10 protein-coding genes are annotated in these 13,457 nt (G+C 63.6%); 9 read left to right on the top strand and 1 reads right to left on the bottom strand.

The genetic code is table 11. The features are described from left to right. Positions 1-107 precede the first annotated feature (107 nt). The 5 genes from GDH07_RS13380 (at position 108) to GDH07_RS13360 (ending at position 7,851) form a co-directional block, all read left to right on the top strand. Positions 108-1,763 carry a DUF1302 domain-containing protein gene (locus GDH07_RS13380; protein WP_218584735.1) on the top strand — a complete coding sequence of 552 codons (1,656 nt, stop codon included), beginning with the start codon at positions 108-110 and terminating at the stop codon, positions 1,761-1,763. A gap of 20 nt (positions 1,764-1,783) precedes the next feature. Then, positions 1,784-3,139 (top strand): DUF1329 domain-containing protein, encoded by a 1,356-nt coding sequence (locus tag GDH07_RS13375; RefSeq protein ID WP_246195953.1) that lies wholly within the window; start codon positions 1,784-1,786, stop codon positions 3,137-3,139. Positions 3,140-3,203: 64 nt separating this feature from the next. Further along, positions 3,204-4,235: a WD40/YVTN/BNR-like repeat-containing protein gene (locus GDH07_RS13370; protein ID WP_152897842.1), complete on the top strand. Its 1,032-nt coding sequence runs from the start codon at positions 3,204-3,206 to the stop codon at positions 4,233-4,235. Further along, positions 4,232-6,613 carry an efflux RND transporter permease subunit gene (locus GDH07_RS13365; RefSeq protein WP_083456847.1) on the top strand — a complete coding sequence of 794 codons (2,382 nt, stop codon included), beginning with the start codon at positions 4,232-4,234 and terminating at the stop codon, positions 6,611-6,613. Before GDH07_RS13370 ends, GDH07_RS13365 begins: the two co-directional genes overlap by 4 nt. A gap of 215 nt (positions 6,614-6,828) precedes the next feature. Then, entirely contained in the window at positions 6,829-7,851 is a 1,023-nt protein-coding gene (locus GDH07_RS13360; RefSeq protein WP_053129903.1) for a quinone oxidoreductase family protein, read from the top strand. Positions 7,852-7,945: 94 nt separating this feature from the next. On the opposite strand, the gene GDH07_RS13355 is transcribed toward GDH07_RS13360, so the two are convergent. Next, on the bottom strand, positions 7,946-8,575 hold the full coding sequence (locus GDH07_RS13355) for a TetR/AcrR family transcriptional regulator (protein WP_152897841.1): 630 nt from the start codon (positions 8,573-8,575) through the stop codon (positions 7,946-7,948). A 411-nt stretch (positions 8,576-8,986) separates the two neighbouring features. Here GDH07_RS13355 and GDH07_RS13350 point away from each other — a divergent pair, with 411 nt between their 5' ends. The 4 genes from GDH07_RS13350 to GDH07_RS13335 are packed head-to-tail and all read left to right on the top strand — an operon-like array spanning position 8,987 to position 13,417. Further along, positions 8,987-10,231 carry a thiolase C-terminal domain-containing protein gene (locus GDH07_RS13350; protein ID WP_152897840.1) on the top strand — a complete coding sequence of 415 codons (1,245 nt, stop codon included), beginning with the start codon at positions 8,987-8,989 and terminating at the stop codon, positions 10,229-10,231. Positions 10,232-10,246: 15 nt separating this feature from the next. After that, positions 10,247-11,788, top strand: coding sequence for an AMP-binding protein (locus GDH07_RS13345; RefSeq protein WP_152897839.1), 1,542 nt, complete (start codon positions 10,247-10,249; stop codon positions 11,786-11,788). Position 11,789: 1 nt separating this feature from the next. Beyond that, the gene (locus tag GDH07_RS13340; protein ID WP_152897838.1) at positions 11,790-12,569 is read left to right on the top strand and encodes an SDR family NAD(P)-dependent oxidoreductase; all 780 of its coding nucleotides are present in this window, start codon (positions 11,790-11,792) and stop codon (positions 12,567-12,569) included. 47 nt (positions 12,570-12,616) lie between these two features. Beyond that, the gene (locus GDH07_RS13335; RefSeq protein ID WP_053129911.1) at positions 12,617-13,417 is read left to right on the top strand and encodes a cyclase family protein; all 801 of its coding nucleotides are present in this window, start codon (positions 12,617-12,619) and stop codon (positions 13,415-13,417) included. Positions 13,418-13,457: the final 40 nt, after the last annotated feature.

The raw sequence follows: 13,457 nt of genomic DNA, 5'->3' as shown, positions 1-13,457 counted from the left end.
GGGGCAGTCCCAGCGCTTGGCTCGAACACGGGCAGGTGCTGGGAGTTGGTGCCCCTGCTCGGATGGCCTGGGGCGGGGGTTCGCGATAAACGACAGGAGCCAGCAGAGTGAAAATAAAAATAACAGCAGCATGCTTTTCTACCTGCAGTGCACTCGCCATCGCAGCAAGCGCACTGGCCACGGCGACAGCTTATTCTCCAGCATGCAACGCCGCGGAAATCGACCTGGGCAATCCCGACTGGCAGATACGCTGGGACAACACCCTGCGCTACGGCGTGATCTCGCGGTTGAGATCCCATCGTTCGGCACTGGTGGCCAATCCGAACCAGGATGATGGCAACCGCAACTTCGACCCGGGCATTGTCTCGAACCGCGTCGATTGGGTGAGCGAGGTCGACGTCAGCCATTCGAGCGGCTTTGGTGCCAGGGTCTCTGGTGCGGCCTGGTACGACGATGTCTACAACCGCAAGAACGACAACCCGGGTTTTTCCGCAGGGGCCTTTCCCAACCATACGCCGCACAACAGGTTTTCTTCCGATACGCAATTGTGGATGGGCCGCAACGCCGAATTCCTCGATGCATTCGTCTATCAGAAGTTCGACCTGGGCGATATGCCGAGCGTCGTGCGCCTGGGCCAGCATGCGCTGGTCTGGGGCGAAAGCCTGTTCTTCTCCAGCAACGCCATTGCCGGAGCGCAGAGCCCTTACGATCTGAGCCGCCTGGCCACCGACTCGACGGCGCAAGCCAAGGAATACGTATTGCCCGTTCCCCAGGTGTCGGGGCAGATCCAGCTGACGCCGGATGTATCGATCGGCGCCTACTACCAGTTCGAGTTCGTCGAGAACCGCCTGCCTGCGGCGGGCAGCTATTTCGCCGTCGGGGATACCGCGCCTATCGGCGGCGAGAGCATTCTCGTGCCCTTGCCTTCGGGGCAGATGCTCAAGGTCAATCGCAACAAGGATGTCAGGGCCTCCGATTCGGGGCAGGGCGGCGTGCAATTGAAGTGGAACTGGAACGAAACCGACTTCGGTTTCTATGCGCTGCGTTTCCACAGCAAGAGCCCCGTGAGTACGACCACCCTGGGAGCCGGAGGCATCCCGGCGTCCTATACCCTGGTCTACCCGGAGGACACCACCGCCCTGGCCTTCAGTGCCAGCCACTCCTTCGGCGATACCAACCTGGCGCTGGAAGCCGGCGTGCACCACAACCAACCGCTGTACTCGACCCGCGCGGTGGACTTCGCCGGTAGCAACAACAGCGATAAACCGGCCTATGCAGTGGGCAGGACGGGACACCTGAACCTCTCGGCGATCTCCAACCTGCCACCCACAGCCTGGTGGAACGAAGCCTCGCTGACCGGCGAGATCGCCTGGAACCGCATGCTGTCCTGTACCAAGCAGTGCGGGGCCCTGGATGCCAACACCACCCGGGATGCTTCAGCCCTGTCCCTGGTGTTCCAGCCTACGTATCGCCAGGTGCTGCCAGGGCTCGATATCGATGTGCCGATCGGCGTCCAGTACGCCCCCAAGGGCTCGCGTTCTTCGCTCGCTGCCGGTTTCCCGCCCGAAAACGGCGGCACCTTCACCCTGGGGGTGGCCGGCACCTACGACACGGTGTGGAAGCTCAAGCTGGCCTACACCAACTACTTCGGCAAGGCCATGCCGGCCACGATCACCCTGCCTTCTGGCGTCACGGCGGCGAGCTTCGGCCAGTCGCTTGCCGATCGCGACTACATCTCCTTCTCGGTGCGCCGCACCTGGTAACGCTGTCATTCGAGGTAACGATGAAACTCTTTCAGATGTCTTGTGGCGTAGCTGCCTGCTTCGCGGTTTTTATCAGTAGTACCAATGCGGCCGTCACGGCCGAGGAGGCAGCGAAACTGGGTACCGAGCTGACCCCCTTCGGGGCCGAGCGCGCGGGCAACCAGGACGGCAGCATCCCAGCCTGGAACGGCGGCTACACCAGCGCGCTGCCCAATGCGGCCAATGGCAGCCGTGGCGATCCGTTCAAGGACGAAAAACCGCTGTTCACCATCACCGCCAGCAACGTCGGTGAGTACGCCGACAAGCTGAACGACGGCCAGGTAGCGATGTTCAAGAAGTTTGCGGACTATCGCATCAATGTCTATCCGACCCACCGGACCGCCAGCGCGCCACAGGCGGTGTACGCCAATACTGCCTGGAACGCGGTCCACGCCACGCTGGATGGGGATGTACCAAGGGGTTTTGCCGGGGGCATTCCGTTCCCCATTCCCAAGAACGGGGCGCAGGTGATGTGGAACCACCTGCTGCGCTGGCGCGGAGCCTCGTTCGTGATCCAGGGCGCCGGATACCAGCAGTTGCCCAGCAAGAAGGTGCTGGTTTCCGAGACTCGGATCAACTTCCAGTTCCCCTCGTACCTGAAGGATGCCAAGCCCGAGCAGTTCAATGACGGCAAGGCGGTGTACCGGCAGATGGCGGGTTTCCTGGTGGGGCCGCCCAGCCGCGCCGGGGAGGGCATCTCTTCGTTCTATGCGCTGGATTCGGCCAACGACCAGGCCTGGACCTACCTGCCGGGCCAGCGCCGGGTGCGCAAGCTGCCCAACCCCTGCTGCGACACGCCATCGTCGTCGGCCGCGGGCCTGACCACCACCGATGAACTGCAGATCTGGGAAGGCACCCTGACGCGCTTCAACTGGAAGCTGCTGGGCAAGAAGGAGATCTACGTTCCCTACAACGGCAATGCCTTCATGGGGGCCAAATCCAACGAAGAGATCCTCGGCGACAAGGTCTATGCCAACCCGGACTACGTGCGCTGGGAGTTGCACCGCATGTGGGTGGTCGAGGCCACGCTGCGCGATGGCGAACGCCATGCAGCGGTCAAGAGCCGCTACTACTGCGATGAAGACACCTGGGGCTGCCAGTTGGCCGACCGCTGGGACAGCAGGGGTCAGCTGTGGCGCACCTTCTGGATGAGCAACATCGTCGCCCCGGAGATCCCGGCGGTGGTCAACCTGACCTGGCAGTTCACCGACTTGCTGGCGGGAGTGGGCTACATGTCGGACTTGATGGCCGGCAAATCGAACCAGTACGCCCTCAAGCCCAGTTATCCCGCGTCCGAGTTCGGACCCGATGCGCTGACCCGCAGTGGCGTGCGCTGAGCAACCTGCAAGGCGGCCGCGTGCGGTGGCCGCCCCCGATTCCAAGCCTTCTTCGGTGGCACCTATGCTTTTGCGTCTTGGCTTATTCATTGCCGGTCTTTATCTATCCATCGCCCAGGCGGCGCCTGTACTGCCAGCCCTGGAGCGGCCGGCGCAAACACTGCGAGAAATACCGAGCGCCAGCCTGCAGAGCATCGCCAGCGCCGCAAGCCGGCTGGTGGCGGTGGGCGAGCGCGGGGTCATCGTCATCAGCGATGACCAGGCCCATAGCTGGCAGCAAGTGGACTCGCCGGTGAGTGTCGGGTTGACGTCGGTGCGCTTCGTCGATTCGCGCCATGGCTGGGCCACCGGCCATGGCGCAGTGGTGCTGGCCACCACCGATGGCGGCAGCACCTGGGCCAGGCAACTGGACGGCAACCAGGCCGCGCAGCAGCTGTTGGCGGCGGCCGGCAGTGGCGCGGGGCCGGCCGTGGAGGAGGCCGAGCGCATGGTCGCCGATGGTGCGGACAAGCCGCTGCTGGATCTGTGGTTCTTCGATGCACAACACGGCATCGTGGTGGGCGCCTATGGCCTGGCCTTCGAAACCCTTGACGGCGGGCAGCATTGGCAGGGCATTTCCTCACGCTTTCCCGGAGGCTCCGACCGGCACCTGTATGCCATCCGCGCACGTGGCAACGAAGTGCTGGTCGCCGGCGAGAGCGGCACGCTGCTGTACTCCAACGACCGGGGGCGGACCTTCCGCCGCTGCGCCGTACCCTATGAGGGCAGCTTCTTCACCGCCCAGATCAGCGCATCAGGCGAGCTACTGGTGGCCGGCCTGCGTGGCAACCTGTGGAAGAGCAGCGATGCCGGAGAGCACTGGAGCCGGGTTCCGGCCCTGGGTTCGGATTCGATCGTTGCGTCAGCGGTCGATGCCCAGGGCCAGGTGCTGCTGGCCAACCAGGGAGGGAGCCTCATGCGCCTGGAGCACGATCACCTGCTGCGCCTGCCGGGGCAGTTACCGCCCTTGAATGGAATCCTGGCCCTGGATAATGGCGAGTCCGTCGTGGCCTCCGTACGTGGTGTCTTTCTTGTGAAGAAGGTGAGCCTAAAATGACCGCCATGAGTCCCAGCTTGTCGCAAGAGACCCAAGCCAGCGAGCTCCAAGCGCATTCGGGCTCCTGGATCGAGCGCCTGGTGTTCTCCCATCGCCCCTGGGTGGTGTTGATCTGCATGTTGCTCACTGTGCTACTGGCCTGGCAGGCGCTGCAGCTCAAGCTCAACGCCAGCTTCGAGAAGACCATCCCGCGCCAGCACCCCTACATCCAGACCTTCCTGCAGTACCAGGCCGAGTTGACCGGGCTGGGCAACGCCGTGCGCATCTCGGTCGGCAATCCCGGTGCCAGCCTCTATGACAAGCACTACATGGAAACCTTGCGGGCGCTGAGCGATGAGGTGTTCCTCATCCCTGGCGTCGACCGGATCCGCATGAAAAGCCTGTGGTCGCCCTCGACCAGCTGGCTGGCGGTCACCGAAGAGGGTCTGGAAGGCGGGCCGGTGATCCCCAGGGGCTTCGATGGCAGCCCGAGGAGCCTCGAACAACTGCAAGCCAACATAGAGCGCTCGGGCGAAATCGGCCAGACCGTGGCGCTGGATCGCCGTTCTTCGCTGATCTACGTGCCGCTGCTTACGACCACCCCGGATGGCCAGGCGCTGGACTACGCCGCGTTGTCCCAGGAGCTCGAGCGACTACGCGACAAGTACCAACAGCAGGGGGTGGAGGTGCGGATCAGCGGATTCGCCAAGGTGGTGGGGGACCTGATCGATGGCGTGAGGATCATGCTGGTGTTCTTCGCCGTGGCTGCGCTGGTGGCGGCCCTGATGGTGTATGGCTATACCCGTTGCATTCGCTCCACGGTGCTGGTGCTCCTGGCATCGATCATTGCGGTGCTCTGGCAACTGGGGTTGATGCACGCGCTGGGCTACTCGCTGGACCCGTACTCGATCCTGGTGCCTTTTCTGGTCTTCGCCATCGGCATGAGCCACGGGGCGCAGAAGATGAACGGCATCATGCAGGACATCGGCCGTGGCAGGCCGCGCCTGGAGGCCGCGCGCATGACCTTCCGCCGGTTGTTCCTGGCGGGGCTGACCGCGCTCCTGGCCGATGCGGTGGGCTTTGCCGTGTTGCTGGCCATCGATATCCAGGTCATTCGCGAACTGGCGATCGCGGCGAGCATCGGCGTGGCGCTGTTGATCTTCACCAACCTGATCCTGCTGCCGGTGTTGCTCAGCTATACCGGTGTCAGCGCCCGGGCGGCGGCGCGCAGCTTGCGTGACGACCAGGCCCAGCTCCGGCGCAACTACTGGCGCGGCGTGGAGCTGTTCACCCAGCGCCGCTGGGCCACGGCGGCGCTGGTGGTGGCCGGGGTGATGGCGCTGGGTGGCTGGCTTGCCAGCACTCACCTGCAGATCGGTGATCTTGACCCCGGGGCTCCGGAGTTGCGGCCCGAGAGCCGCTACAACCAGGACGCCGCCTTCATGAACAAGGCCTACGGCACTGCCAGTGACCTGCTGGCGGTGCTGGTCACTACCCCCGAAGGCCAGTGCGCGGACTACACCATCCTGAACAAGGTGGATGCCCTGGAGTGGCAGCTGCGGCAGATTCCTGGAGTAGAGAGCGTGCAATCTCTAGCGACGATGAACCGCCGCATGCTGGTGGGAATGAACGAGGGCAACCCCAAGTGGTACGACCTGGTGCCGAACCAGGCCATCCTCAACTCGACCACCGCCAAGGTCCCGCGCGGGCTGAGCAATGACAGTTGCAGCCTGCTGACGCTGTATGCCTACCTCGGCGACCACAAGGCCGCCACCCTGGAGCGAGTGACCGCCCATGTCGAAGCTTTCGCCAAGGACAACGACAGCCCGGGGCTGCAGTTCAAGTTGGCGGCGGGCAGCGCCGGTATCGAGGCAGCGACCAACATCGTGGTCAAGAGCGCCTGGCGCACCATGTTGTTGATGGTCTACGCGGCGGTCATCGCGCTGTGCTTCATCGCCTTCCGCAGTTGGCGCGCCGTGGTGATCGCCGTGCTGCCACTGATGCTCACCAGCGTGCTGGCCGAGGCGCTGATGGTCTGGCTCGGCATGGGGGTCAAGGTGTCGACGCTACCAGTGATCGCCCTGGGCGTAGGCATTGGTGTCGACTATGCGCTCTACATTCTCAGCGTCACCCTGGCGGGCGTGCGCAGCGGTGCATCCCTGGCCCAGGCCTACCGTCAGGCGCTGAACTTCACTGGCCGGGTGGTGGTGCTGACCGGCTTCACCCTGGCTATCGGCGTGGTCACCTGGACCTTCAGCCCGATCAAGTTCCAGGCCGACATGGGTCTGCTGCTGGCCTTCATGTTCATCTGGAACATGCTGGGAGCGCTGATCCTGATCCCGGCACTGGCCTATTGGCTGGTGCCGGCATTTCGCCCGGTGCCGTCCGGGCCGGCTTGAGCCACAACCACAAGACGCCGGGCCCGACCCGTAGCGGGCTCGCTTGAGAGGATCACTGATTAACGGTACCAAATTCTTTGATTTGGTCCCATTTGCATGCTGTAATGGTACTTGATTATGGATATTCGGTACCGAAGCCCGTCAATCAAATGCCCTCCATGCAGGGCGGGTTTCGGCTGCCGTAGCTCCAGCATTCCACTAGAGAGGAGTCTGTAATGCGCGCTATCCAACTCAATGAATATGGCTCGGTCGACAACTACCAACTGGTCGACGCCCCGGCTCCGCAAGCCGGACCTGGGCAGGTTCGCATCAAGGTCGAGTACGCCGGCATGCGCTGGGGCGATGTCATGCATCGCACCGGCACGCTCAAGCGTGACACGCCGCCGCCGTTCATCGCCGGGCTGGAAGCGGCTGGCCGTATCGACCAGGTCGGTGCCGGGGTGAGCGGCCTGAAGATCGGCGACAAGGTTGCCGCGGCGGTACTCGAAGGCGGTTTCGCCGAATACGTCGTCGCCCCTGCCGAGGGCCTCAAGCCACTCCCGCCATCGATCGCGCTGGACAAGGCCCTGGCCTATTTCCTCAACATGCGGGTGGCCTACATGATCGTGTACCAGTGGGCCAAGGTCCGCGAAGGCGAGACCGTGCTGCTCCATGCCGCAGCCGGCGGCATCGGTCTTCTGGTATTGCAGATCCTCAAGCGCAAGTTCAGCAACGTCCGGGTGATCGGCATCTGCAGTTCGCAGGACAAGGTGCAGTTGCTGCGTGCCAACGGCTGCGACCACGTCGTCAATCGCAAGACGCAGAACTACGTGGATGAGATCAATCGCATCTGTGGTCCCAAGACCAGCGGCTTCTTTGTCGGCGGTGAGCAGGGGGGCGGGGTCGATGTCTCGATCAACGGCGTTTCCGGGCCGACGATCGCCACCGATGCCCAGGTCATTCGCAAGCGTGGCCGCTGGGTCATCTTTGGCCGCCAGGCCGGCGACAGCATGCCGCCCATCGATACCCAACCCATTTGCTATGACGGCATCACCATCATGCCGTACTCGATCGTTGCCTGGTTCGGCCAGCCTGAGTGGGAAGCCTCCGAAGCCTTCACCCTGGAGTGGCTGGAAAGCGAAACCCTGTATGAGATCGAGCAATGGCCGCTGGAGCAGGTCGCCGCGGCAGAGCACTCCCTGGAATCCGGCCAGAGTTCGGGCAAGCTGGTGATTCGTGTCGCCCCGGGCGATGCCTGAGAATCGGCTCTTGAGCGGCTGAGCCGGTCCACCCCGATCGGCTCGGTGCGCCGCCCCGGCCAGGTTCGAACCTGCCGGGGGGCGCCATTTCAAGTCATTGCGGCGTCTTGGCCTTGCGTGCCCGCGGCGCCTTGTCTTTTGCCGGCTCCCCGGGGCGCTTCTCCAGGAGCCCACCGAGCATGACCCGATAGAACTCATCGAATGCCTGGTCCATGGTCATGCCGGCCTTGGTCAGGAATTCCGGTTGGCGCAGCCGTTGCGCCGCCGCTCGCAAAGTCTCCACGATCAGTTGTACGTGACAGGGCACGAAGAACCCCTCGCGTATGCCTTGCTCGAGAAGTTGCTCGGCGACCACCGCGCGGGCGTTCTGGTACTCATCGAAGATCCTCTTGGCTTCCGGCAGCCGCTCCAGATCCAGCAGGAAGGGTGTGCTGAGCGTACTGCCAGCCTTGGCTCCTACTCGGAAATACTCCGTCAGGACCTCGGCACTGTTGCCCTGCGCCTGGTCGATGACCTGGTTGCCTTCTTTGAGAACGCTGTCGAAATAGCGCTGGATCATCCGGCAGAACAGTTCTTCCTTGGTTCCGGCCAGTTCGTAGAGACGCCGCCTCGAGCAGCGCATGCGCGCGGCGATTTCGCCCACGCTGAGCGCGCTCATGCCCTCACTGAGGAACAGGCTGGTGAGTTCGGCCTGGAACTCATCGTCATCAAAAATTTTCTTCATCAGCGTTGGCGCCTAATTGACGGAAGGTGCATCGAGGTGGCGACGGTACCACAACCCCAGGTGGCTGTTAGCACACAACAGGGTTGTGGGAACGCGTCGCTGTCCATGGATAGCGGTGAACCGGTCGAGCACAGACTTGCACATTCCCCCATGCCTTTGGGCATAGGAGCGAGCAGCGCCCACGCCGGACCAGGACGGACGAGGGTTGGCTTGTCGAGATGTTCGTTGGCTCGGATCGGTACCAATTATGTTGACATGGTACCTTTGGCGCCGTTAAATGGAACTGTATTCGATAATTTGGTACCAAGATGGCCAATCAATCGAAACAGGCAGTCTCCGGATGAGGTCCTTGGCATGCCATCCATGCCTGCCTCAGGACCCCATGAACGCAAACAACAAGAAAGGTCTGACATGGAACCCATCTACATCGCGGGTGTTGCCCAAACCGCCTTCGCCAGGAGGCCGGCAGCCTCAATCAAGCAGATGACGATCGAGGCGCTGCAGGACGTACTGGCCGATGCCGGCGCCGATCTGCGGCAGATCGAAGCGGCGTTCTTTTCCAATGGCTGCCAGGACGTGGTGGAAGGGCAAACCAACATCGCCGGGCAGATCGCACTGCGCGCGGCGGGGCTGGACTCGATTCCCATCGTCAATGTGGAGAACGCCTGCGCTTCGGCGTCGACGGCGGTCTGGCTGGCCCTGCAGTACCTGCGCTCTGGCGCGGGCGATGTCGCCTTGGCCATCGGCGTCGAGAAGATGACCTACGGCCAGGAGTCCCTCGACCAGCGCATGATGGAGGCCTTTCGCGGGGGCATGGACGTGCACGAGGTAGAGGCCACCCTGCAGCGCATGGATCAACTGGGCGCTCCACCACCTGTGGGAGTGGAGCTAGGGCATCGGACCGCGTTCATGGACCTGTACGCCACCATGTGCCGCGCGCACATGAAGCGCTTCGGCTCGACCCAGCGGCAGATGGCGGTGATCGCCGCGAAGAACCATGGCCACTCGGTACACAACCCAAGAGCGCAGTTCCGCAAGGCCTTCACGGTGGAGGAGGTGCTGGCCGGGCGCCCCCTGAGCTATCCGCTGACAGTGCCGATGTGCTCGCCCTTCGCCGATGGTGCGGCGGCGGCCATCCTCTGTACCGAGCGTGGCGCGGCGCGGCTGGGGCTGGGCAGGTCGCGGGTCAAGGTACGTGCCTATGAACTGGTGTCCGGCAAGGAGCGCGCCTGGGAAGACTTCCAGAATAGCGGTGGCGCCCGGGCGGCTCGCCGGGCCTACGAGGTGGCAGGGGTCGGGCCAGACGATATCGATGTAGCCGAAGTGCATGACGCCACGGCTTTTGGCGAACTCTATGTGGCCGAGCAACTGGGTTTTTGCGCATTCGGTGAAGGCGGCATCCTGGCGGAGTCCGGTGCCACCACCCTTGGCGGAAGCATTCCGATCAACCCCTCAGGCGGCCTGGAAAGCCGTGGCCATCCGATCGGTGCCACCGGCCTGGCCCAGGTTTTCGAGCTGACCCAGCAACTGCGCGGGCAGTGCGGTCCCCGGCAAGTAGCCGGGGCACGCCTGGCGCTGCAGGAGAACGGCGGCGGATTCCTGGGCATCGAGGAAGGTGTTGCGGTTGTCTCCATCCTGGAACGCGTAGGCGATTGAGCAAGGGGCAGCATCGTGCGAATTGTTGATTTTCTGGACAAAGGCTACCGGACCCACCCGGAGCGCATTTTCTGCATCGACGCCCAGGGCCAGCTGAGCTATGCGCAGGCCCACGACAGCAGCCACCGGATCGCCAATGTCTTGCTGGCACTGGGGGCAGGCGAGGGGAGCAAGGTTTCGATCTATGCCCCCAACTGCGGCGCGGTCCTGGAGTGCATCTATGGCATGAACCGCATGGGCGCCACCTGGGTGCCGCTGAACGCCCGCAATGGACTGGAAGAAAACCTGTATATCCTCGAGTCCTTCGAGGTGGACATCGTGCTCTACGATACGCGGCTGGCCGAGATGGTCGCGCAATACATGCAGCAGGTCCGGCGGACGATCCGCTTCGTGGCCATCGACGGCCCGGAGGGTGATTCCCTCAGGAGCCTGTGCCAACAGGTTGCGACCCGGGCCCCGAACCTGATCCCGGGTCCGGAACATGTGGTGTCGATCATTCCCACAGGGGGCACCACCGGCAAGCCCAAGGGCGTGATGCACAACAATCTGAACTGGATCGCCCAAGTCGCCAATGTGAGCACCGCGCTGCCGCCCAAGGGCCCGGTGGTACACCTGGTGGTCGCGCCGCTGACCCACGGCGCCGGCGCCATTGCCGCGATCCTGACTGCACAGGGCGCCACCCATGTGATCCTCGATTGCTTCGATGCCGAGAAGGTCATGCGCAGTATCGAGCAACATGGGGTTACGCACCTGTTCCTGCCGCCCACGGCACTGTATGCGCTGCTGGCCCATCCCGATGTGCGCCGCTACGACTACAGCTCGTTGCAATACTTCCTGTACGGCGCCGCGCCCGCGGCCCAGGCGAAGATCGAGGAAGCCATCGGCGTGTTCGGGCCGGTCATGACCCAGGGTTACGGCCAGACCGAGGCTCCCACGGCTTGCACCTTCCTGGCGCCGGACGATCACCGCCCCGATGACCCGCGCCTCAGCCAGCGCATGCGCAGTTGCGGACGCCCGGGCATCCTGACACAGGTGCGGATCATCACCAGCGATGGCCAGGAGGCCGAGCCCATGCAGGCCGGTGAGATAGAAGTACGCGGTGCCTTGGTGATGGTGGGCTACTACAACAATCCCGCCGCCACCCAAGAGGCGAAGAACGGCGAGTGGCTGCGTACCGGCGATGTCGGCTACCTCGACCAGGACGGTTATCTGTACATCGTCGATCGCAGCAAGGACATGATCATTTCCGGGGGCTTCAACATCTATCCTTCTGAAATCGAAGCGGTGGTGTGCTCCCTGGGCGAGGTCGAGGATTGCGCGGTCATTGGCGTCCCCGATGAAAAATGGGGCGAGGCGGTCAAGCTGGTGGTGCAATTGAAGAAAGGCCGGTCCATCGACCAGGAAGTGCTGCTGCGCACCTGCCGCGAGCAGTTGGGCGGGGTGAAGACGCCCAAGTCGGTGGAGATCTGGGACGACCTGCCACGCAGCGCTACGGGCAAGGTGCTCAAGCGCGAAATCAGAAACCGGTTCTGGCTCGGCGCCGAGCGGAGGGTATGAAATGAACGCACTCGCAGGAATGAACATCATCGTCAGTGGCGGGGCCAGTGGCATCGGGCTGGCCATCGCCAGGAACCTGCTGGCCAAGGGCGCCCGGGTCTGTGTCACCGGGCGCAGCGCGGATAAATTGCGGGCTCTCCAGGCGGAACTGGGTCGTGATGGGATCGATGTGGAGGTACGCAGTTTCGATGTCACCGATCGCCCGGCGGTATTCTCGGCCGTCGCCGAGCTGCTAGCGAGCTGGGGCCGCATCGACGGTCTGGTCAACAACGCCGGGGTATACAAATCAGCGGCCTTCCTTGACTTCGCCGCCGAAGACTTCGAGAACCTGTTCCAGACCAATGTGATGGGCTGCGTGAACCTGATGCAGGCGGTGCTCCCGCATTTGCTCACGCAAAGGGCAGGGCGCATCGTCAACATCGCTTCCACCGCGGGCAAATGGGGCTCCATGAACCAGAGCGCCTACAACGTGAGCAAGCACGCGCTGGTCGGGCTGACCCGTTGCGTGGCGTTGGAGACGGCCGCCCACGGCGTCACGGTGAATGCGATCTGTCCGGGCCTGGTGGCCACCGACATGATGCATGAACTGCTGGCTCGCCAGGCCCAGGCAATGGGTACGGACAAGGACAGCTTGCAAGCTTCGCTGGAGGAGCGGATTCCCCTGCGCCGGGCGATTCGCCCCAAAGAGATCGGCGAGCTGGCGGCCTATCTGCTGTCACCGGGTGCGGCCGGCATGACCGGCCAATCGATCTTGTACGACGGCGGCCTGGTCATGACCTGAGGTCACCACCGTCGCTTTCACTTTCTCACTTGCTTGGGAGGCATCACATGACACGCCTGGTCTGCCTGACTCGCCCCATCGACCCGGAGCTGCGTTCGAAGATCCCGCCAGCCATGGCATCGATGGCCAGCGTCATCGCTCCACTTGTCGACTATCACCGCCCGGAGGCCAAGGGCCGCGAACGCATGATGGGGATCTTCTGCTGCGAAGCCCACGACCTGCCCCATGGCGAGGGTTGGGGCGAGGAAATACTCTCGGACATGAGCTCCCACTGTGGCACGCACGTGGACGCGCCTTATCACAGCGGGAACCTGATCGAGGGCAAACCCGCACGCAAGATCCACGAAATCGACCTGCAGGAGTTGTTCTGCCCGGGGATGGTGCTCGACATGCGTCCCTTCGAGCGCCGCAACGATGCCTACACCATCGAAGAGCTGCAGGCTGCCATCGATGCGGTGGGCCGGCCGATCCAGGCCGGAGACGCTGTGCTGCTGCGTACCGGGCAGGAGCGCTTCGAGTCGTTGTCCGCCGAATGGTTCGCCTATCCGGGCATGTCCCGCGAGGGCACGCTGTTCCTGGCGCGGGCCGGGGCCAAGGTGCTCGGCACCGATGCGCCAGGCTGGGACCGGCCATTCCCGGTGATGCGCAAGCGGTTCGAGGAAACGGGCGAGGGCAGCACCATCTGGGATGGACACTTCGCGATCCAGGAGAAGGAAGCCTTCATCGTGCAGCAGATGCACAACCTGGCCGCGCTGCCGGCGTCAGGGTTCATGGTCGGTTTCTTCCCGATGAAGCTGGTGGGAACCAGCGCCGCGCCGGCCCGTGCCGTCGCCTTCCTGGACAACTAGGCCCTGTGCTTCATACCAAGCCCGTCTTTATAGGTGGGCT

This window comes from Pseudomonas piscis, from assembly GCF_009380155.1.
Lineage (GTDB): Bacteria > Pseudomonadota > Gammaproteobacteria > Pseudomonadales > Pseudomonadaceae > Aquipseudomonas > Aquipseudomonas piscis.
Note: the sequence above shows the minus strand (reverse complement) of the source record. Positions and strands in the feature narration are given on the sequence as shown.

Excerpts from the sequence above, each read along its gene's own strand:
- GDH07_RS13340 (WP_152897838.1), top strand. The coding sequence starts at position 11,790 with ATGAACGCACTCGCAGGAATGAACATCATCGTCAGTGGCGGGGCCAGT.
- GDH07_RS13335 (WP_053129911.1), top strand. The coding sequence starts at position 12,617 with ATGACACGCCTGGTCTGCCTGACTCGCCCCATCGACCCGGAGCTGCGT.
- GDH07_RS13360 (WP_053129903.1), top strand. The coding sequence starts at position 6,829 with ATGCGCGCTATCCAACTCAATGAATATGGCTCGGTCGACAACTACCAA.
- GDH07_RS13365 (WP_083456847.1), top strand. The coding sequence starts at position 4,232 with ATGACCGCCATGAGTCCCAGCTTGTCGCAAGAGACCCAAGCCAGCGAG.
- GDH07_RS13370 (WP_152897842.1), top strand. The coding sequence starts at position 3,204 with ATGCTTTTGCGTCTTGGCTTATTCATTGCCGGTCTTTATCTATCCATC.
- GDH07_RS13355 (WP_152897841.1), bottom strand. The coding sequence starts at position 8,575 with ATGAAGAAAATTTTTGATGACGATGAGTTCCAGGCCGAACTCACCAGC.
- GDH07_RS13350 (WP_152897840.1), top strand. The coding sequence starts at position 8,987 with ATGGAACCCATCTACATCGCGGGTGTTGCCCAAACCGCCTTCGCCAGG.
- GDH07_RS13375 (WP_246195953.1), top strand. The coding sequence starts at position 1,784 with ATGAAACTCTTTCAGATGTCTTGTGGCGTAGCTGCCTGCTTCGCGGTT.